The following is a 19,320-nucleotide window of genomic DNA, read 5'->3' as shown; positions in this document are numbered from 1 at the left end:
AAGAAACGGGAGTACAACTCCCTCAGAGCTGTAGTTGTTGGTGGCTGATTATATCACCAACAAAAAAGTAGCAAGGTTTTCGAAGCTGGTTGTCATATTAAAATATTACTAGCTCCAAGGGAGTTGTACTCCCGGCGGGTATTTAATGCCTTTGTGTTTTCGTCCAGCTATCTGTAGACAGCCTGTAATCAATATGATGAGAGGGGGGGGATTCGAAAATGCGTGAATCGTTAAGAATTAAAAATTCCAGCCCTGTTATTTTCAGCTTTTATTACTTAATTACCAAAAGCAATTACGTAGTTACCTAATAACCTTTAACAAATAACTGATCACTGAAGTCCCAAATTAAAAGTGAACAACGGTACAGCCTGCGCCTCCCTTTTGGATAGGGGCAATCTCATAGCTTGATACTTCTTTTCGTTTGTTCAGGTACTCATGCACAAGGTTCTTAAGAATTCCCTCGCCTTTACCATGCACAATATGCACCTCATTGCGTCCCGCTGCCAGGGCATTATCGATATAGTGTTCTACCTCCTTCATCGCTTCGCGACCGCGCATGCCGCGAATACTTAATTGGGGTTTCACCATTTTATAACGACTTCCCTCCTCAAAGTTGACCTTCACCTTCTGTTCTTTCTTCTGTTTTGAAGCATCTTCAACCTTGATGAGCTTTTTGTATTTCGTTTTGACGCGCAGTCCGCCTGCCGATATTACCGCTTTGTTGCCGTTAATCTTCTTGAGTTCGCCGGTAGTATTGGCATCTTTGAGCCTCACAAGGTCCCCGACCTCCGGTTGCTCCTTTGCATCTTGGTAGCGCTCTTCCTGTTCCTCTTCCAGTTCCTGGAGCTCCGTTTGTACTTGCTGACGATGTTCTTCTACCTCTTCACGTGCTTTTTGTATAGTTTCATCGTCCTTTTCTCCTTTTGTAACAATGCGTTCAACAGCCTCTTCGATCTTCTTGTTGGCCGAGTCCATAATCTGCTTGGCCTCGTTAAGGGCTTTTTCACGGATTTTCTCCTTTTCCTTTTCAATGGCCGATCGCTTCTCTTTGTAGCGATTTCGTTCCTTCTCCGTATGAGCCTTTAGTTTATCATATTTCTTTTTGAGCTCTTCGGCTTCCTGGCTCTTGGTCTCCAATTCTGTGATCAGCGTTTCCATATCGCCCTTAGCTTCTCCGAGTAGTGTGCGTGCATTATTTAGAAGTTGTTCCTGCAATTGCATGCGTTCCGCAATCTCAAAAGCGTAACTGCTACCCGGTACGCCTTTCTTAAATCTATAAGTGGGCGATAAGGTATCTTGGTCAAACTTCATTGACCCATTGACAGCATACTCATGGTCATGGGCAAAAACTTTGAGTGATCCGTGGTGAGTGGTGACCAATATTTTGGCATTCCGTTCCATCAGTATCTCGATGAACGCCTGAAAGAGCGCTCCCCCTTCTTCGGGATCGGTACCGGCAGCCGCTTCATCAATAAGAACCAAGCTGTGTTTATCCGCATTTTCCAGGGTATGTTTCATCCACTCCAGTCGCGAGGAAAAGGTACTCAAGTCATTTTCTATAGACTGATCATCGCCCATATCCACAAAGATACTGCTAAAAATAGGAATCTCGGAGCTGTCGCGAGCGGGAATGGCAAAGCCAGCCTGTATCATCATGGAGCAAAGTCCCAGCGTTTTTAGTGCCACCGATTTACCCCCGGCATTGGGACCCGTAATAACCAGGCATCGCTCTTCCTCTTCAAGCTCCATATCCAAGGGTACGACTTTTTCTTGCTTGCTTTCCGGAAGGCCGCGATTCTTGAGCAATAACAGCGGATTATAAGCCTCTTTAATGTACAAGTGAGAGCTCTCGGAGATGACAGGGGTAAAGCCATCGAGATCTATACTGAGTTCCGCCTTCGCCCGAATAATATCAAAGGTGGTAAGGCAATTCATATTTTGCCGAATTTTATCGCTTCGGCTACGGATTTCTCCCGTTAGTTCGCGCAGGATGCGCTCAATCTCCTGTTTCTCTTCTGACTCAAGCTGACGTATTTCATTATTAATATTCAGTGCTTCTACCGGTTCCAGGTACACCGTTTGTCCCGATGATGATACATCATGTACAAAACCTTTGACTTTACGCTTATACTCCACCTGTACCGGCACTACCATACGTCCGTTGCGAATAGTAGGTCCCTCATCAGAAGCCATACCCTTTTTTGAAAGACGTCCCATGACCCGGTTGATGGTAGTGCGAAGATCATTCTTCCGTCTATTAATTCTTTTCCGAATAGATCGCAGTTTGGGACTGGCATCATCACGGAGTTCTCCGTTTTCCGTGAGTATCCCTTGCAAGGTTTCTTCCAGCTCTTTCAAGGGGATCAGTTGAATAGAAACTTCTTTCAGGGCCGGGTAGTGTTCTTCGCGCTGCTCAATATAGGTTTTGATGCGGCGGGCCGTGATGCTGAGTTCCAGTATCTTAACAAAAGCCTGAAGCGGGATGATGCTATTCTGCGGGCGCGCCTTATCCAGAAATTGTTGCACATCATGCAAGTTATTGAGCGGAAAGGCCGAATCATTTAGCAGCAGGTCCATCATTTCGGCGGTCTGTTCCAGCCGGCGTTCAATGACCTGCCGGTCAGAAAAGGGCTGCATCGTAGCAAGCTTCGTTTTAGCCATCTCTGATCGGGCTTTGTCTTGTGTAGCCGACCGGACTGAATTAAAGCCAATTTTCTCGCTCAGATGTTCTGGAAATAGGTGCATATACAAATAAACTTCAGGCTGTCCTGTATCAAAAAAGGAACAGGTTAGGTATTTTAGATTAGCTGTCCTTCTTAGACTCTTCCCTTTTGTTGTAGACAAATAAACCGACTAAAGAAACGAGGGAGGTGAAAAATGCTGCGAAACCGAACCACGTGGCACCGGTTAATGCTAGGTATAATCCGCCACCAATGCCTATTAGTCCCAAGATAAAACCGAATATCTGACCAGCTGAATAATAGCTTAATTCCTTTCTATCCATTTTGTGTCGATGTAATTGCTCAGCCTTTGTATACTCCATTAGCCATTTTGCTCCACCATCAACAACTTTTTCATAACCTTTTAGAACTTTAGGTGGGGGTACAGGACTTGATGTAATTTGACTAAATTTAGCAATTAACTGCTTTCTCTCTTCAGGATCTTCTATATCTAAAGCATCCGCCAATTCTCCAACCGAATCAGGATCTACAGTATCACTTTCTTCACGTTTTTCAACCGAATTGTCATTGTCTTTTTGTTTACTTTCTTCTTCGCTCATTCCCTAACTTTTTTACGGTCTTCAAATTCAAAAGTAATATTGCCCCAATCTTCATCCACCTCAAGTTCTAATATCTTATTTTTTAGCTCAAGCTTCTTCTCTGGCGGTAATTCTTTTATCAATTGAATAAATGCCTCAATAAAATCTTCACGTAAGTATCTTATGTCATGATTCAAAGCATCTAAATAATTATAAAATTTTCTAGTCTTAGGTTTTTTACCCAAAACTAAAACTTCAGACATACCCTTGAGAAAAGCATTACGTAACCTTTTCTCTTCTGATTTTTTTATGTCTTCCATTTTATTGTAATAATCCTTCATTTTATAACTTAGGTAGTATTAACGCAACAATTAGCTAAAACATTCTACCTTAATTGAGAAGATAATAAACTAAGTCTTAAACGCCTAACCCTTGAATTAGCTCTCCAGACGATGATATTATCAATAATATAAAACTAAAATAGCACTAAGGGGACCCAGCATATAAAGAAATTTCAAAATTTTGCAGACATTGTTACTCATTGCCCTAAATATAAGCTTCTTTCAACGGAAATGATGAATTTGAAAAGAGGAAAATAATTGTTAATTGAAGGGGAACCACTAAATCAAAAAAACAGAATACCCATGCGATTGGATATCTACCAGGTAGATGCTTTTGCAACAAAACTTTTCGAAGGTAATCCCGCAGCCGTTTGTCCACTGGAAGAGTGGCTGTCTGATGCACAAATGCAGCAAATTGCGATGGAGAATAACCTTTCCGAGACCGCCTTTTTCGTAGAGAATGAGAACGGTTTTCACCTGCGATGGTTCACCCCTACAACCGAAGTAGATCTCTGTGGACATGCCACACTGGCAACATCTCACGTTATTTTCGAGCATTTCAACTATCCCCAAAAGGAGATACATTTTGATTGCCGCAGTGGAGAGCTCGTAGTTCAGAAAGAGCAGGACAGGTTGGTTATGAACTTTCCGGCTGCTAAGCTTGAAGAAGCTGATGTGCCCGATTTTCTAGAAGAAGCAGTGGGCGTGCCGTGCCAAGAACTCTACCGCGACACCGATTACCTGTATGTGGTGGAAAATGAACAACAGGTCCATAACCTCAATCCCGATATTCGATTGCTTGCCAAAGCAGATGTGCGCGGTATTATTGTGACGGCCTCGGGTGAAGAAGTTGATTTCGTATCCCGTTTCTTTGCCCCAAACGCCGGGGTCGACGAAGATCCCGTAACCGGTTCTGCCCATACCATGCTCACCCCATATTGGAGCAAGCGGCTGGAGAAGAACGAATTGATAGCCCGGCAGGTATCACAACGAGGAGGCACGGTGTATTGCCAACAGATGGGGGATCGGGTGCAGCTGGCCGGAGAAGCGTGCACCTATATGCAGGGTGAGATACAGTTATGATAGAGATTGCCGTACTATTGGTTTTAGGTATTATCGCCGGAATTGTTGCCGGACTTTTTGGCCTGGGCGGAGGCGTACTGTTCACCCCCATCCTATTTGTAGTTTTTAGCGATGCCGGTATTCAAGATCCCGTCGTACTAACGATAGGCAGTTCCCTGTTTTGCACCTTTATTGCCGCAGCGGGCAGCTCCGTACGGCAGTACCAGCAGAAGAATATTTTCTGGAAAGATGGACTCAAAGTGGGACTTATGGGGGCGGCCGGGGTGTACCTGGGAAAGTTAATTATCACCTCTCCATACTACAGCAAACAAGAATTTGTGATTTTCTTTAGCCTGTTGCTGTTTTATGTAGCCTACATGTTTTACCGAAGAGGTACCAAGAAGTCCGATAGTATCGAGACCCATAATAATACGGTAACTATTTCCCAGTCTTTTATTACCGGGGGTTTTGGGGGATTTGTGGCAGCCTTAGCCGGTATCGGTGGTGGGGGCGTAATGGTGCCCCTCCTTAACCTGCTCTACAAAAAGCAGTTTGTTCGTGCGGTAAGTATCTCATCGCTCGCCATTGTAATGATCTCACTGTCGGGTTGGGTGCAGCTTGGTTTTGCAGGCAATGGTATCGATACCCTGACCGCCTTTCACTGGGGCTACGTAGATTTTGGAGCTGCTCTGCCGTTGGCAGCCGGTGGTATGTTCGGTGGTTTCGCCGGGGCGCTGTTCAACCTAAAAATAGATCGGCGTTACCTGCAATATGCATTCTCTGCATTGGCCGTGGGCATGGCCATAAAACTAATCGCTGAAGTTTTCTAGGGGGTGTCAGCCTAGAAAATTTTCTACCACGCTTTTTCCTCAATATCAAAATCGTATGATTCGCTTTGTTCTGTCAAGGTAGTCTTTAAATTTTTAAACTCGTCGGCAGTTAGATAGGGCAGACGAAATCGCTCCTTGGTTCCACTCTCATAGGTAATACGAAGACCAAACTTTGTAAGGGTGAGCTTGTCCAGCTTATGCCAATAGGCAGTGCGTGTCATAGCATCTTCGGTGGTACGCAACGTCTCATCCGTAATGTTGATTTCTATATCGGATTCAATAGAGGTTTTGGTAATAGCTGCAATGATGATTCCCAAACCTACAGCACTGTTGAGCACGCCCAGTGCTGTAACGTTCCAATGCGGCAGCATCTCCGTAATTCCATCATAAAACATGAGTATTCCCCAAATACCCAGCACAACACGGAATATATTGCTATAAAAATTAGCTTTATCAGATTTAAGCGTTAGCTCAGCCATAGCTTATGATGTATAGTTTAGTTCGAGGTATTAAAAAACTGAGTTATAGGCGATACCGTTCTTTTCAGCGCGTTGTTTAATCTCTTGTTTTGCGTTTTGGATATCCCCGTAGTTAAGATATTGAATATTTATTTCTTTTTGATCATCTGCAAGTACTACAATAATGGAAGTGCTGTCTATGGTGATCTCCTTAATTATGTCCCAAGGGAGTTTTTCCTTTTCCTTTCCTTCTTCTATGATGATCTCTTTATCTGAAAAGGTTAGTTCCGGATAGGGAAAGAAATATTGTTCAAATCGGAAAAGACCGATAAATATTTCTATCGCCCCCGTAAATAAATAGATGTATGAAGTCCAATCTATATCATATTGCCAGTAATGTATTCCAACAGTAGAAAGGTGGAGGACTCCCAAGCTGATTACAAGATAACGAAGCCAAGTTAAAGATTGGTTGTCCCTATAAGTGATTGTAAAGTCATCCATTGATACAGATGAGTTTTTACCACCAGCTCTTGATTTTAAAGCGTGCTCCCTTTTGGTCGCTGAGCTGACGTAATTTCTCTTTGATGGAATCAAACTGTTTTTTGGTATAAAAGGGGAGGCGGTAGGTTGTTGTAGCGGAATGTTCATTTAATACTTCCTCCACTACTTCTATACTAAAATTATTGAGTGTTACTTCGGTAATATATTTCCAAGAAGAAAACTTTTCTTTTGCATCGTCAAAAGCGGTTTCCGGTGCTGTGTAACGAATACCTTCTTGCCCGATGGTGATAGTATCTCCTTTCCAAAAGTGATCAAATATAAGGCCGTTAAACAGGCATGCAATACCTACACCAATTCCAGCAAGGCTTGGGCCTTCTCCAAGATACAGCTTATGGAGTTCAGTGGCTAGTAAAGCCATGCCACCAATTAGCAGCATTCCTCTGGCAAAGAGCATGCTCCTGGTATCGGTATCTGTTTTATAGGTGGCCATATCCATAAGAAATGGGTTTGAAAAATAGCTCACACCTGTTTAAAAGCATGAGCTATTATTAAAATAATAATTTATGGATAAAAATCTACTCGGCTGCGTTGTCTTTCATAGTTGGTCGTTCCAGGTAGGGCAAACCATCGGTAATCCATTCAGGAGCTTCTTTGCCCAAGAGATAATGCTCGTGCCATTGGAAGGCACGGTTAGCATAGTCGATCTGGTTTTCTTCGCGGGCCAACCCGTGATTCTCTCCTTCATAGACCAGCATCACAAAAGGATTTTGCATGCGGCGCATGGTATTGTATAGCTCTACCCCTTGGTTAAAGTCCACGGCACCATCTTTAGTACCAAATTCTACTAATAGCGGAGTGCTGACACCCTCCATCTGAAAGATGGGGGAGTTTTCAACAAAGTTATCCCAGTCTTTCCACCATGGTTCAGGAAAGCGTCCCTGGCTGGTTTCAAATATTTTAGCGTCGGGAGTACCCGAATTCCAGTACACCGAATTGTACATGCTGATCATATTGGTAAGCGGCGCTCCCGCTACTGCAGAGTTAAATAGGTTGGTCTGTGTGATAATAAAGGTCGTTTGGTAGGCCCCCCAGGAGTGGCCGGTAAGTCCAACTTGGTCCTTATTAATCATGCCGGTATCAATCATCTTCTCAACAGCCGGTACAACGCTTTCAACGGCAGACATTCCGGGATCACTCAGTTCGTAGGTGATATCGGGCTGGAAAACGAAATAGCCTTCCGAAGAAAAGCGTCGGAAGTTATAGGGACTTCTTTTGGTGGGTATGCTATACCGGTGCGTTGTTTGTGATCGCTCCTCATAAATATAAGTGATCATCGGGTATTTTTTATCCGGATCATAATTCGCAGGGTAGAGAAGACGTCCTTCTAGCTGTTCTCCGTCTTTATTGGTAAAAGTGACTACTTCATCATCAGCCCAGTAATAGTCTTCTTGCTGAAGATTAGTGTGAGTCAGGGCAACAGGATTATCAAAGTCGTGATCTACGTGGAAGAAATCCGGAGAGTCGGTAGCCGATTGTACCTGGTAGATATACTGTTTGGTAGAATCTGCTTTGGAAATGCGATTGTACATCTTATCCTCATAAAACAAAGCTTTGGCTTTATCTCCATCAGAAAGACGTGCATACCCGCGTTTTTTTGTTCCATCACCATACAGAGAAAAATAGAGGTCTTCATCTTTAGCCATACCATCGTTTTCATAATCAAAGCGTACTTGACGATGGCGGATTTTATCTTGGCTGCCCGAAGTCAGCTTTTGGGTCTTACTGCCATCAGCCCAAACTTTGTAGGCATCATATTGATCATAAACAATAAACCAGCTGTCGTCTTCGGCCCATTCTCCACGACCAAAGGGACGCCGGTTTTCGCGTCCGTTGACATTCGTAAAATCTTGAAATCGCGTATCAATATTTTTGGTCAGGTTGGTATGCTTTCCTTCTTCAATATTATAAACCCACCAGTTTTTATCTTTAAAGTACTGCAGGTAATTACCGTTCGGTGAGTTCCTAACATATTCATGTTTTGTCAGAATTTTTTTGGTATCACCGGATGTTACATCAACCAGGTAGATATCTTTCCACTCTTCCTCAAAGGTGGGTTCATAGGGTTTAGGGTTGTAGCCCACCGCATATTGCTGGTTTCCTGTCAGGAATGTTTCTTCAAGTTTTTCATTTCCTATTTGTACAAAAGTGTTTTCGTCGAGGTGCCAGGCCGAAAGGTGATTTTCTTGTTTTATTTGTCCGGCCAGAACTTCTTGTTTGGCTTGGATATCGTCATCTTGCCAGTGCCAAACTTCTACATTCGAGGGATCCAGTTCATCATTCTTTTTCTCATTTGTGGAGTCTGATTCTGCCTCTTTCTCCTTTTTCTCCCATTCCTTAATCCCAAAGAAAAGGGTATTGCCATCTTCAGACCAACGGAGATCACGATAGTCAACAACCCGAAAGTCGCCCGGGAAAGAGGTCTGTTTTTGCTGGTTGAATAAATACTTTTCGGGCTTCCCATCAATATTTTTAAAAGCCAGAACATGGTGGGTCGGCTCTTTATAGTCTTCATTCTTTTCTTCTTTAAAGAATGCCAGGGCTGTTCCATCTTCATTCCATTCTAGGCCTTTGTATGCTGTAGCGTCACTATCTAGTACGGTGACTTTTCCTGATGACAGGTCATACAGATGGGCCCCATTACCGAGTGTGGAGTGAGCATCAAGCAGTACGGCAAGTTTGGTACCCCCATCATTAAATGAATAATCAGAAACATTACCTATAAGCTGGTTCGTTTCTTTATTAAGGTCCCGTAAGATGAGATCTGAGCCCTTGGTTTTTATTTTCTCAGCCTGATACTTTTTCATTGCCAGGTAACGGCCGTTATCAGAGAAGGTATAGTTTGCAATATTCTTAAAAGTATCAACTTCAGCCGTTGCCAGGTTCATGAGGCCAAGCTTGAGGTGAACCTTTTTCTCCTGTTTTTCGAGCTTTTCTTTTTGGTTCTCAGAAACGCCGATCTGGAATGCCGCCCATTGGTTGTCCTGGGAGAAGTCGAGCTTTTTGCCGTGCATAAATTTATGATCCCCGGTAGAGTCTGTGCCTACTTTTTTGATGGTAAGCCAACCATCGCCATCTACCAGGTTGATGTTGTAGCCAAACCATTGTCCATTGGCCGATAGTTCGGTTGATCCAATAGATTGCCACTGATCATAATCATCAGGGGTAAGCTTTTGCTTTTGGGCAAAAAGGGAAGAGATGACGAATAATGACAGAATTATTGTAAGGGGAAAAAGCTTGATAAACCGCATTGTAACCACATTTGTTAAAAATTGAACACACTGCTTGTAACAGTACAAAATTTGAACCGGATTGGAAAGTCGGGCTTTTAATTTCCCTTGTCAATATTTGGGCTTTATTTGAGGTGTTTTTCAAGTGTGGGAATGAGCTTTTTACCTTGCAGTGTGTTTTCGGTCTCTACTATTTTTCCATCGGGATCTACTAAATAGTAGGTTGGGTATCCCTGGACCAAAAATTGAGAACCAAAATCTCCCTCTTCATCAAGGATATGAAACCAAGGCATCTTGTATTTTTCTAAGGTTTTGGTAAGCGATTTTTCATTTTCATACGCAAATCCAACAATCTCAAAATTCTCGGTTTTAAACTGGTTGTATGCCTTTTGAAGCTTGGGAATAGCATCAATACATGGGCCGCACCAACTTCCCCAGAAATCCAAAAGCACATATTGGCCTTGCAACTGTTTTGAGCTAATGGCGTTGTTGTTTATTGTAATCCCTTTCCAAGACGGGATTTTGTCGCCCTTTTTTAAAGCTCGTCTTTTTTGGGATCTATCACCGGGGCGTAATCTAATCCATCGGCCATGAGGGTCTATATCAGCAATAGTCCAGAACTTCTGTCCCAGTTGGAAGGAGGGGATTTGATAGAACTTTTTCTTTTTGTGCATTTTATTAAAGTCAGCAACATATACTTCATTTGAGCCGGAACCAATCTCGAGCGTGTCGTTATTGTTATAGTCAACAAAAAGCCGATTAAAGGTATTAAAAGGAGATGTAGTACTGCTTATTACATAGAAGGGATTATTGTTTAATGTCCCTATACGTTCTTTAAAAGGAAGACCGTAGATAAGGTCTGGAGCACCTTTAATAGCACTGGATCGATAATTAGCCGGGAGGTTCTTTGCCAGCTTTACTTTTAAGATAACAGAATCAATTACTGTTTCACCGTCTATAATATTTCGGACCGGTACAGGACCTGACCACTTGGTATTATTGCTGTCTGCTATAGTAAAGGCATGCTCTGATTTTTCAATGATTTTATTTCCATCGGTATCTACATAGACATGCCATAGAGTATCGGTATTGGTTTTTGCTGCAGTTATAAGTTGGAGATCATCAGTAGTAGCTGACACTTTTTGATAGTAGTGTACGGTTTTTGTGAATGACTCCGGCACTTTTTTAACCGATGTGCTTTCGTCGGTATATTCGACAAATTTGCTACCCATTTGTTTATCATAGAGAAGAGTAGAGCTACCGTTCATGACTGTTCCATTGTAAGTAATGGTGGGGTTAGCGGTGTCGAGTTGGATGATTGGCCAGGAATCAGACAGTGATTTTGGAGGCTTATCACGCCAGGCTTCTACTGTGTCGTGGACTGTTTTGTCATGATCAAACTCCACTTTTCTGGCAGGTCGGAAATTGAATCCGGATTTTTCTTCGGCGTTATAGATAGATCCCCGGGTATATTTATAAGAGTGCGTACTTCCTTTTGGGGCGGTGAGGGTAACTACCCAGTGCCCATTTGGGGATGTTAGGGGTTGGGCGAATTCTTTGGAACTAAATCCAAATCCCTGGTCCCCCGGATCCCAATTGTTTAGTGATCCTGCCCAATAGATAGTTGCATTTTCGGGGGTAGATTCGGGTACACTGACTTTAAAGGTAATCTTTACACTATCCGGGCTAATGTTTTGCCCCAAGAGGGAAATAGGGAGTAAAATGGTAAGCAAAGCGAAGAAAATTGATAGTCTCATGATGAAGATGTTTGTTATCAAATAATTACTATAAGGATAGTATATATTCAGAAACGTAAATACAAGTCCATAAAATAATCTAATAAAAAAAAGGAGTCCCCGGTCAGGAGACTCCTTCTGTATTATAGCAATCAAATCCGCATAAACGCGGGAGAGATATCACTGATAAAATATCAGCATATCAACATACATACAGCAATGAACATCGCGTTCACTGTACTGCGTTAATCCATAATTTTTCGCAGAAACGCCGGTTGGTCAGAATCGGACTTGTCGATTCGTTCCCTGCGATTGTTGAGCAGTTCATCGCCCTGTTTCTGCTCGTCCTGCATTTCCTGGTTCTGGTCGTTTTCATCATCGTTATCTAAAGAGCGTACATTCTTCAGGCCACGACGATGGAATGCAGGTTGATCCATATGCTTGAGGTTTTTCTCCCCCTTATAAAATGGATCATTGGTTGCAGAATGCTTGGTTTGACCGGTCATATCTTTGGCTGACGGCATTTCCATGTCATTTGATTTCTGCTTTTTATCAGGTTTCGAGTTCGGAGCAACCCGGGCTTCGTTATTGCTTTCGGCCAGATCAAATCCAGTGGCAATGACCGTTACACGCAATTCATCCTCAAAGCTTTCGTCGAGTACAGTACCAAGAATAATTTCGGCATCTTCTCCGGCCTCTTGCTGGATAATGCTGGTTGCAGTGGTGGTTTCTCGCATTCCCAGGTTGGCACCCGAGGAAATATTGACCAGCACATTGCGTGCTCCGCGGATACTTACACCGTCAAGCAGTGGCGAGTTGATAGCCTCGCGAGCTGCAATTTCGGCGCGGTCTTCGCCGGTAGAACTTGCTGATCCCATAATGGCAGCACCTCCATCAAGCATGGTAGTGCGCACATCAGCGAAGTCAAGGTTGATAAGTCCGGGCATTAAGATCAGGTCTGAAATACCACGTGTGGCATTATACAGTACTTGGTTAGCCTGGTCGAATGCCTCAAGAAGGGTGGTGTCTTCATTGGCAATCTCCATCAACTGTTCGTTGGGGATTACTATGACGGTGTCACTGTTTTTCTTGAGTTCAGTAATGCCTTCAAGGGCATATTTCATCCGCTTGGGCCCTTCACAATCGAAAGGGGTAGTGACGATACCGACCGTCAAAATACCTTTTCGTTTGGCAATACCCGAGACCACAGGAGCGCCCCCGGTTCCGGTGCCGCCCCCCATACCGGCGGTGACAAACACCATGTCGGCGCCCTCTATTGCTTCTTCAATTTCGTGTCGATTTTCTTCTACCGCTTCTCGACCAATTTCGGGTCGAGCACCGGCACCGAGTCCATTGGTGAGGTTTGCCCCCACTTGGATCGTGATATCTGCCATGCTATTCTTCAAGGCCTGGGCATCAGTATTGAGTGCGATATACTCTACACTGGTCAAGCCTTTGTGGATCATGTTGTTAACGGCATTACCGCCGCCGCCTCCAACACCCACGACTTTAATTTTCGCATTGTCTTGACCGTCGATGTCAAAACTAAAACGAGAGTTGAGGTTAGACATAATAGTTACTCCTTATTTTGATTGCTGTATGCTGTTTATGTTGCTATTTGATTGCTAGTGTTTGTTGCTATAATTCCTTGAACCAGCTTTTCATACGATCAGCGATGCGATTCATCACCTTCTCGACACTGGAACCTTGGGTTGATGAGGGCACGATAGCTTGGTTTGCAGGACCGCTGCCCGTCTCAATGGCGTGCATCACTAAGCCCACGCCGGTTGCATAAATTGGATTATTAACTTCTTCAATAAGTCCGCCGCTGAGTCCGAGCGGCTTGCCGATTTTGGCATCCATGCCGAGTACTTCGTTGGCAAGGGGACATACGTTCTTTATCAGTGAGCCACCGCCACTAAGCACCACACCGGCACTCAGGTTATCGGCATATCCACTGCGTTTAACTTCGATAGCCACAATCTCCAGGATCTCTTCCATACGTGCCTGGATGATTTTTGCTAAAATGCTCTTTGTAATTTCTTTGGGCGGACGTCCGGCAATACCGGGTACGGTAATTGCTTCATCCTCCTGGATCATATCCACATACGCTTCGCCGTGTTCACGCTTCAGCTTTTCGGCCTGGTCGTCAAGTACGCTTAGTCCTACACGGATATCATCAGTCACTTTTTTGCCGGCAATGGCGATAACTGCTGTATGACGAATGGTGTTATCCTGAAAGATCGCTACATCAGTGGTACCGCCACCGATATCCACAAGCACAACGCCTGCTTCTTTTTCTTCATCATCGAGTACGGAATAGGAAGAGGCCAGGGGCTCAAGAATGATGTCGGCAACCTGGTAACCGGCACGTTCTACACAGCGATAAATATTCTTTGCTGCTGATACGAGACCGGTGATAATATGTACTTCGGCTTCCATTCGCATTCCGCTCATTCCCACAGGATCGCTGATACCGTCTTGTCCGTCAACGACAAACTCTTGGGGAATCACGTGGATAATCTGCTGGTCGGTAGGCAGCATAATCTGCTGACAATCTTCGAGCAGACGCTCCACATCATCTACCGTAATTTCATTATCACGGTTATTGATGGTGATAACGCCTTTGCTGCGCATGCTGCGGATGTGATCCCCGGCAATGCCGACATTTACCGAATTTACCTCGATACCGGAGGCAAGCTGTGCCTGCTCTACGGCAGTCTGTATGGCATTAACGGTCTTGTCAATATTGACAACCACACCGCGATTTAGCCCATCACTCGGGGCTTTACCAACGCCCAGGATATGGATCCGGTCCTGGGGATCGATGGATGCAACAATAGCACATACTTTGGTTGTGCCAATATCCAATCCGACGACAATTCGATCTTCTTGTTCTTCCATAATACTATCCACGTACTGTTATATGATTGATTTTCATCATGTCATGCTGTCCGCCAGCTGGCGGATCAATATCTATTCAGCAAGATTCTTTGAGATCCTGATCCGCCGTCCGACGGACAGGATGCTATTTTTCTATTCCTGTTTATGTTTCTTTTTCGCGCGTTACGATCTGCCCCTGAAAGCGCAGATCAACCGAACGCATTGCCTTAATTCCTTTCTGTTTGATGACTTTACCATAAAATGCTTCCCAGTTTCGCAGGCGGTTCGCATAATCACCTTTGCCAAAAATCAGTTTTACGCCATTTTGATTGGTCAACGCTACAATGCCTTCCTTCTTGGTCCATGCAACTTCACTTATGGTGGCATTGCTGACGTTCTTATTGTGTACCGTTTTCAAAAAGTTTGATGCATATTCAAAAGCTTTGCTGTTGAGTGTATCTCCCAGGGGAGTAGCACTAAATCCGTAAAGAATGGGCACGTCAACGGTTTTGCCCAGCACCTTGGGAAGTCGTATTCCTTCATGGTCTACATATACTTTGGTAGTCCCCTCAGCCAGTAAGGCAATAGGTTTTCTCTCGGTAATATCTACCAGCAGTTCACCGTTTGGTTCAACACTAATGTCAGCCCTGCGAACATAGGGCAGTTGTTCAAATTGGCGGCGTATATCTGCATAGTCGAGGCTGTCGGGATTAATACCCGTGGGTACTTCAACCTTTTCGAGCTCATCAGAGGAAACAAAATAATTACCTTCAAAACGAACCTGCTCTACGGTCATGTTGGCACTCCAGTAGAGTCCTCCCACGATTGCCATACCCAGAATAAGCACAGCACCAGCGATCCACGGCAGTGGATTTTTGCTACTTTTTGTATCGTTATGTGTTTCGTCTTTTGTCATTAATTACTTCATTTTATGTCATCCCGTTTCGAAAGTATTCGAGTTCGGGACCGTCAGCTTAAAGTCGAGATGCTGAAACAAGTTCAGCATGACATTTTTAAGTGTTTATTAGTTCTATTGAGTCAGTGATTCCGTGATTCATGATTTCAAAGTTGAAATTCCCGCATCTAATGCTTCTACAAACTCTTCGCCGTATTTATAAATATCACCGGCGCCCATAGTGATGATAACATCACCGGGTTCAACAATTTCTTTGAGTCGTTTGGGTAGTTCGGTCTTATCTTCCACGTAATGTACTTTGCGATGGCCGTATTCTCTTGCTGAATCGGCAATAAGCTTCCCGTTTACTCCTTTGATGGGATCTTCACGCGAGGGATAGACATCCGTAATGACAGAAACCTCCGCATCAAAAAATGAAAGCCCGAATTCTTCATATAAATCTTGTGTACGCGAGTACAGGTGCGGCTGGAATACAGCCACAATACGGCGATCTTTCCATCCTTCACGAGCAGCGCTAAGGGTTGCCTGTACTTCTGTGGGATGGTGTGCATAGTCGTCAATAACGATTACATCATCCTTTTCAGCTTTAAGCTGGAAGCGTCGGAATACCCCCTGGAACCGTTCCAGGCCGGATTTTATCTTTTCGAAATCAATATCTAGTTCAAGTCCTACGGCTACTGCCGCCAGTGCATTTTTCACATTGTGTTCGCCGGGTGCTTGAAGGACGATTTCACCCAGTTTTTTACCTTCATCGATAACGGTGAAGGTGCTGGTGAAGTGATCGATCTCTATATCGATTGCTCGAATTTCGGCTTGTGGTGTTAACCCATACGTAATAGTCCGTCTTTCTAAATCCGGGATGATGCTCCGTACATTGGGATCATCCAGGCAGAGGGCCACGGCGCCGTAAAAGGGTACCTTGTTGGCAAACTCAATAAAAGCTTCCTTCACATCTTCAAGGTTATCATAGATATCCAGGTGCTCGGCCTCGATATTGGTAATGACACCCAGCGAAGGAGTAAGGCGTAAGAAGGTGCGATCAAATTCATCGGCTTCTACGACGATAATATCTCCTTTGCCCACAACAGCGTTGGTTTCGGAAAAACTGTGCACTTTGCCGCCAACCATAATTGTAGGATCAAAACTACCATCCTGAATAACATGGCCGATCATCGTAGTGGTTGTGGTTTTACCGTGCGTACCGGCAACTCCAACACCGTACTTCATGCGCATGAGTTCTGCCAGCATTTCGGCGCGTTTAATAACGGGAATACCTTGGTCTAAGGCGGCCTTGGTCTCAATATTTTCTTCCGCTTCTACAGCGCTGGTGTAGACGACGACATCGCAACCTTCAATATTTTCTTCGTCATGACCAATGGCGATATCTGCTCCAAGTTCTTGCAGCCGCTCAATGGTCTCGCCCATACTGGCATCCGAGCCGGATACGTTATATCCTTTTTGCAGCAGAATTTCGGCCATGCCACTCATGCCGATTCCGCCGATACCTACCATATGAATATGGCGGGTTCGCCCGAATATGGGTTGTGTTTGTATTTGTTTACTCATTTAACTACTTCAGTTTTACGTATTATGTCATCCTGAATTTATTTCAGGATCTTCAACATCTAATCTATAGATGCTGAAACAAGTTCAGCATGACATTGTCGTTTATATTTCTGATTTCTTCTGTTTTACCAGTGCTAATATCTTATTTGCAATGGTTTTTGCAGCTTCCGGTCGCGCTAATTCTTTAGCTGCCCTTTTCATTTGTTCCAGTTTATCGTCACTGCTGATAACTTTTTTAACGAGGGCCGGCAGTGTTTCTTTAAGCTCTTCGTCTGCAGCCATTTCAGCAGCACCTTCTTCAACCATCGATTGTGCATTTTTTGTTTGATGATTACCCGCCACGTTGGGCGAGGGCACAAGTATGCTTGCGTTGCCCGTAAGTGCTAATTCTGCACATGAAAGTGCACCGGCACGGCTAACAACGATATCTGCTACTTCGTAAGCTGATGGCATATCATGTATAAAATCTTTGAGTAGCAGATGCTCATATGTCTGGGGGTCAATATCTCGACGTAACTGGTCGTAATATCGCTTACCGCACTGCCAGATAATTTGTAATTCCATATTATCGTGAAGCTTCTCAATATTCTGTAGCATCGCTTCATTGATGCTTTTTGCTCCTCCACTGCCGCCCAACACCAGCAGGGTCTTTTTATCTTCACTAAAGCCAAAGCTTTTATAAGCCTGCCGGCTATCAACATCGGTAAGGGATTTCCGTGTGGGATTTCCGGCTACTTCCGTTTTTTCAATGGGGAAATAGTGGTCTGCATCTTTAAAGGCCGTAAAAATATGTTCAGCACTTTTGCCCAATATACGGTTAGTAACTCCCGGATAGCTGTTTTGCTCTTGCACAATCAGGGGAACTCCTTTTTTGGCAGCGACCCACCCAATGGGACCGGCTGCGTATCCCCCGCAAGAGATAACAACATCGGGTTTGAATTTGCCGAGTATACCAAGACTTTGCACCAAGCTTGTCGCCAGTTTAAACGGGAATAGCAAATTTTTAGGCGTCAATCGACGGTGGAAGCCGCTAATCCAGATACTGGTAATGTCGTAACCGGCCTTGGGGACGGTTTTCCACTCCATATGATCTTTGGTGCCTACAAAAAGGATATCGATATCATCATAGCTCTCCCGCAGCGCATCGGCAATAGCGATGGCCGGGTACACATGGCCGCCAGTACCTCCGGCTGCTATGAGCACTTTCACTTCGCTCATAGCAGCAGAGGCTGGTCCGCCTTGTGATGATATGTCCTTTGTTGCAGCGCTATGCATAAAAAACTGCTTTCTTATTGTTACTGTGTTTCGAAATATTCATAAGGATGCCAATCATTAATCCTGCAAAAAGAATGCTTGTCCCCCCGTAACTCACAAAGGGCATGGGAAGCCCGGTTACCGGCAATAATCCGCTGGCTACGCCTGCATTAACAAATCCATATAAGACGATTGTGAGCGTACAACCCACAGCCATGAGCATGCCGAGTGTATCGGGTGCATTTTTGGCAATTTTGGCAATACCCCGGAACAGAATTACGCTAAAGAGGGTGATCAGAGAAACAGAACCGACCAGCCCATATTCTTCGGCGATAATGGCAAAAATGAAATCATTATATGGAGCCGGGAGGAAGTTACGCTGGGTACTTTTTCCAATACCGACTCCAAAAATTTCACCCTGTGCAATGGCGATATGGGCCTGCTGGGCCTGGTATCCTTCTTCTATATTAAATTCGTCGCTGTTGATATCTGTAATTTGATTGACATACTGGTCAACTCGGCTCTGGCGTTCCGGTGATTGCCAAATGAGCAGCCCGGCACCCATTACGGCGATAAGCATTAAGGAGCCCAGCTGAAGCGTGCTTATTCGACCGATAAACATTACAAGCAGGGAAAGTCCCATAAGTAGTGCGGCGCTACTGAAATCTTCAATGCCGATAAGCCCGCAAGTAATAACTACCCAAAACATGATAGGTAGAAAGGCCCGCTTAAAATCTTTGATATAATCCTGTTTTTCTTCCAATAATACAGAGATATGAATCAGCAGGGCCAGCGAAGCAAAAGGAGCCGGCTGGAATGAAAACCCACCGATGTTCAATGAGCGTTTTGCTCCAAATACCTCGTTGCCGAAAACCACCACGGCAATAAGCAGTATCCAGCTGACCACCATGCCCAGTCGACTGAATTTGGCTAACAAGTGATAATCTACTTTGGATGCAATAAGCATGGCCAAAAAGGCAATACCCAGCTTTACGGCATGGCCTATGACCAGGCTGCCTGCAGTCGTGTGTTTAGTTTCAGCGAAGTAGGCAATAGAAGAATACACCGCCAGTACCCCGATAATCATCAGGAATATCACCGATATAAGAAGCACGCGATCGCTACCCTGCTTGGGGGTATCGATGTCATCCGGGCTGGTGCCCATGATGGATGATATATTTTTATTTGGCGTTGTATATAGCATTTTTTTGTGATCAGTTTACAATC

At 44.3% G+C, this 19,320-nt stretch carries 16 protein-coding genes; 2 read left to right on the top strand and 14 right to left on the bottom strand.

Annotated elements, in window-relative coordinates; translation table 11 throughout:
- Nucleotides 1-345: 345 nt before the first annotated feature.
- The 3 genes from G3569_RS13835 to G3569_RS13825 are packed head-to-tail and all read right to left on the bottom strand — an operon-like array spanning nt 346 to nt 3,579.
- Nucleotides 346-2,745 (bottom strand): endonuclease MutS2, encoded by a 2,400-nt coding sequence (locus G3569_RS13835; protein ID WP_165270173.1) that lies wholly within the window; start codon nt 2,743-2,745, stop codon nt 346-348.
- A 58-nt stretch (nt 2,746-2,803) separates the two neighbouring features.
- On the bottom strand, nt 2,804-3,280 hold the full coding sequence (locus tag G3569_RS13830; RefSeq protein ID WP_165270170.1) for a DUF2335 domain-containing protein: 477 nt from the start codon (nt 3,278-3,280) through the stop codon (nt 2,804-2,806).
- Nucleotides 3,277-3,579 carry a hypothetical protein gene (locus tag G3569_RS13825; RefSeq protein ID WP_165270168.1) on the bottom strand — a complete coding sequence of 101 codons (303 nt, stop codon included), beginning with the start codon at nt 3,577-3,579 and terminating at the stop codon, nt 3,277-3,279. Before G3569_RS13825 ends, G3569_RS13830 begins: the two co-directional genes overlap by 4 nt.
- Before the next feature lie 324 nt (nt 3,580-3,903).
- Here G3569_RS13825 and G3569_RS13820 point away from each other — a divergent pair, with 324 nt between their 5' ends.
- Nucleotides 3,904-4,683: a PhzF family phenazine biosynthesis protein gene (locus G3569_RS13820; protein ID WP_165270166.1), complete on the top strand. Its 780-nt coding sequence runs from the start codon at nt 3,904-3,906 to the stop codon at nt 4,681-4,683.
- Nucleotides 4,680-5,492, top strand: coding sequence for a sulfite exporter TauE/SafE family protein (locus G3569_RS13815; protein WP_165270164.1), 813 nt, complete (start codon nt 4,680-4,682; stop codon nt 5,490-5,492). The genes G3569_RS13820 and G3569_RS13815 overlap by 4 nt, the downstream gene beginning before the upstream one ends.
- Nucleotides 5,493-5,515: 23 nt before the next feature.
- On the opposite strand, the gene G3569_RS13810 is transcribed toward G3569_RS13815, so the two are convergent.
- The 11 genes from G3569_RS13810 to G3569_RS13760 form a co-directional block, all read right to left on the bottom strand.
- A complete protein-coding gene (locus tag G3569_RS13810) occupies nt 5,516-5,971 on the bottom strand; it encodes a hypothetical protein (RefSeq protein WP_165270162.1) in 456 nt (151 codons plus the stop codon).
- A gap of 30 nt (nt 5,972-6,001) precedes the next feature.
- Nucleotides 6,002-6,451: a hypothetical protein gene (locus G3569_RS13805; RefSeq protein ID WP_165270160.1), complete on the bottom strand. Its 450-nt coding sequence runs from the start codon at nt 6,449-6,451 to the stop codon at nt 6,002-6,004.
- A gap of 16 nt (nt 6,452-6,467) precedes the next feature.
- Nucleotides 6,468-6,947: a hypothetical protein gene (locus tag G3569_RS13800; RefSeq protein ID WP_205720211.1), complete on the bottom strand. Its 480-nt coding sequence runs from the start codon at nt 6,945-6,947 to the stop codon at nt 6,468-6,470.
- A 79-nt stretch (nt 6,948-7,026) separates the two neighbouring features.
- Nucleotides 7,027-9,759 carry an alpha/beta hydrolase family protein gene (locus G3569_RS13795; protein ID WP_165270156.1) on the bottom strand — a complete coding sequence of 911 codons (2,733 nt, stop codon included), beginning with the start codon at nt 9,757-9,759 and terminating at the stop codon, nt 7,027-7,029.
- A gap of 104 nt (nt 9,760-9,863) precedes the next feature.
- Nucleotides 9,864-11,495 carry a redoxin domain-containing protein gene (locus G3569_RS13790; protein ID WP_165270155.1) on the bottom strand — a complete coding sequence of 544 codons (1,632 nt, stop codon included), beginning with the start codon at nt 11,493-11,495 and terminating at the stop codon, nt 9,864-9,866.
- A 224-nt stretch (nt 11,496-11,719) separates the two neighbouring features.
- Entirely contained in the window at nt 11,720-13,045 is a 1,326-nt protein-coding gene (ftsZ, locus tag G3569_RS13785; RefSeq protein WP_205720210.1) for a cell division protein FtsZ, read from the bottom strand.
- A gap of 67 nt (nt 13,046-13,112) precedes the next feature.
- Nucleotides 13,113-14,378 (bottom strand): cell division protein FtsA, encoded by a 1,266-nt coding sequence (gene ftsA / locus G3569_RS13780; protein WP_165270153.1) that lies wholly within the window; start codon nt 14,376-14,378, stop codon nt 13,113-13,115.
- A gap of 142 nt (nt 14,379-14,520) precedes the next feature.
- Nucleotides 14,521-15,273 (bottom strand): cell division protein FtsQ/DivIB, encoded by a 753-nt coding sequence (locus G3569_RS13775; protein WP_165270151.1) that lies wholly within the window; start codon nt 15,271-15,273, stop codon nt 14,521-14,523.
- Nucleotides 15,274-15,411: 138 nt separating this feature from the next.
- Nucleotides 15,412-16,812: a UDP-N-acetylmuramate--L-alanine ligase gene (gene murC, locus G3569_RS13770; RefSeq protein WP_491523261.1), complete on the bottom strand. Its 1,401-nt coding sequence runs from the start codon at nt 16,810-16,812 to the stop codon at nt 15,412-15,414.
- A gap of 129 nt (nt 16,813-16,941) precedes the next feature.
- Nucleotides 16,942-18,114, bottom strand: coding sequence for an undecaprenyldiphospho-muramoylpentapeptide beta-N-acetylglucosaminyltransferase (murG, locus tag G3569_RS13765; RefSeq protein ID WP_240894725.1), 1,173 nt, complete (start codon nt 18,112-18,114; stop codon nt 16,942-16,944).
- Nucleotides 18,107-19,297, bottom strand: a complete 1,191-nt coding sequence (locus G3569_RS13760) for an FtsW/RodA/SpoVE family cell cycle protein (RefSeq protein WP_165270147.1) — start codon at nt 19,295-19,297, stop codon at nt 18,107-18,109. Before G3569_RS13760 ends, murG begins: the two co-directional genes overlap by 8 nt.
- Between the last annotated feature and the right edge of the window lie 23 nt (nt 19,298-19,320).

This window comes from Fodinibius halophilus, from assembly GCF_011059105.1.
GTDB classification, from domain to species: domain Bacteria; phylum Bacteroidota; class Rhodothermia; order Balneolales; family Balneolaceae; genus Fodinibius; species Fodinibius halophilus.
This window is presented reverse-complemented; position numbering and strand designations above follow the sequence as displayed.

Excerpts from the sequence above, each read along its gene's own strand:
- G3569_RS13795 (WP_165270156.1), bottom strand. The coding sequence starts at position 9,759 with ATGCGGTTTATCAAGCTTTTTCCCCTTACAATAATTCTGTCATTATTC.
- G3569_RS13800 (WP_205720211.1), bottom strand. The coding sequence starts at position 6,947 with ATGGATATGGCCACCTATAAAACAGATACCGATACCAGGAGCATGCTC.
- G3569_RS13820 (WP_165270166.1), top strand. The coding sequence starts at position 3,904 with ATGCGATTGGATATCTACCAGGTAGATGCTTTTGCAACAAAACTTTTC.
- ftsA (WP_165270153.1), bottom strand. The coding sequence starts at position 14,378 with ATGGAAGAACAAGAAGATCGAATTGTCGTCGGATTGGATATTGGCACA.
- G3569_RS13830 (WP_165270170.1), bottom strand. The coding sequence starts at position 3,280 with ATGAGCGAAGAAGAAAGTAAACAAAAAGACAATGACAATTCGGTTGAA.
- G3569_RS13805 (WP_165270160.1), bottom strand. The coding sequence starts at position 6,451 with ATGGATGACTTTACAATCACTTATAGGGACAACCAATCTTTAACTTGG.
- G3569_RS13775 (WP_165270151.1), bottom strand. The coding sequence starts at position 15,273 with ATGACAAAAGACGAAACACATAACGATACAAAAAGTAGCAAAAATCCA.
- G3569_RS13760 (WP_165270147.1), bottom strand. The coding sequence starts at position 19,297 with ATGCTATATACAACGCCAAATAAAAATATATCATCCATCATGGGCACC.
- G3569_RS13825 (WP_165270168.1), bottom strand. The coding sequence starts at position 3,579 with ATGGAAGACATAAAAAAATCAGAAGAGAAAAGGTTACGTAATGCTTTT.
- G3569_RS13835 (WP_165270173.1), bottom strand. The coding sequence starts at position 2,745 with ATGCACCTATTTCCAGAACATCTGAGCGAGAAAATTGGCTTTAATTCA.
- G3569_RS13790 (WP_165270155.1), bottom strand. The coding sequence starts at position 11,495 with ATGAGACTATCAATTTTCTTCGCTTTGCTTACCATTTTACTCCCTATT.
- murG (WP_240894725.1), bottom strand. The coding sequence starts at position 18,114 with ATGCATAGCGCTGCAACAAAGGACATATCATCACAAGGCGGACCAGCC.
- G3569_RS13815 (WP_165270164.1), top strand. The coding sequence starts at position 4,680 with ATGATAGAGATTGCCGTACTATTGGTTTTAGGTATTATCGCCGGAATT.
- G3569_RS13810 (WP_165270162.1), bottom strand. The coding sequence starts at position 5,971 with ATGGCTGAGCTAACGCTTAAATCTGATAAAGCTAATTTTTATAGCAAT.
- ftsZ (WP_205720210.1), bottom strand. The coding sequence starts at position 13,045 with ATGTCTAACCTCAACTCTCGTTTTAGTTTTGACATCGACGGTCAAGAC.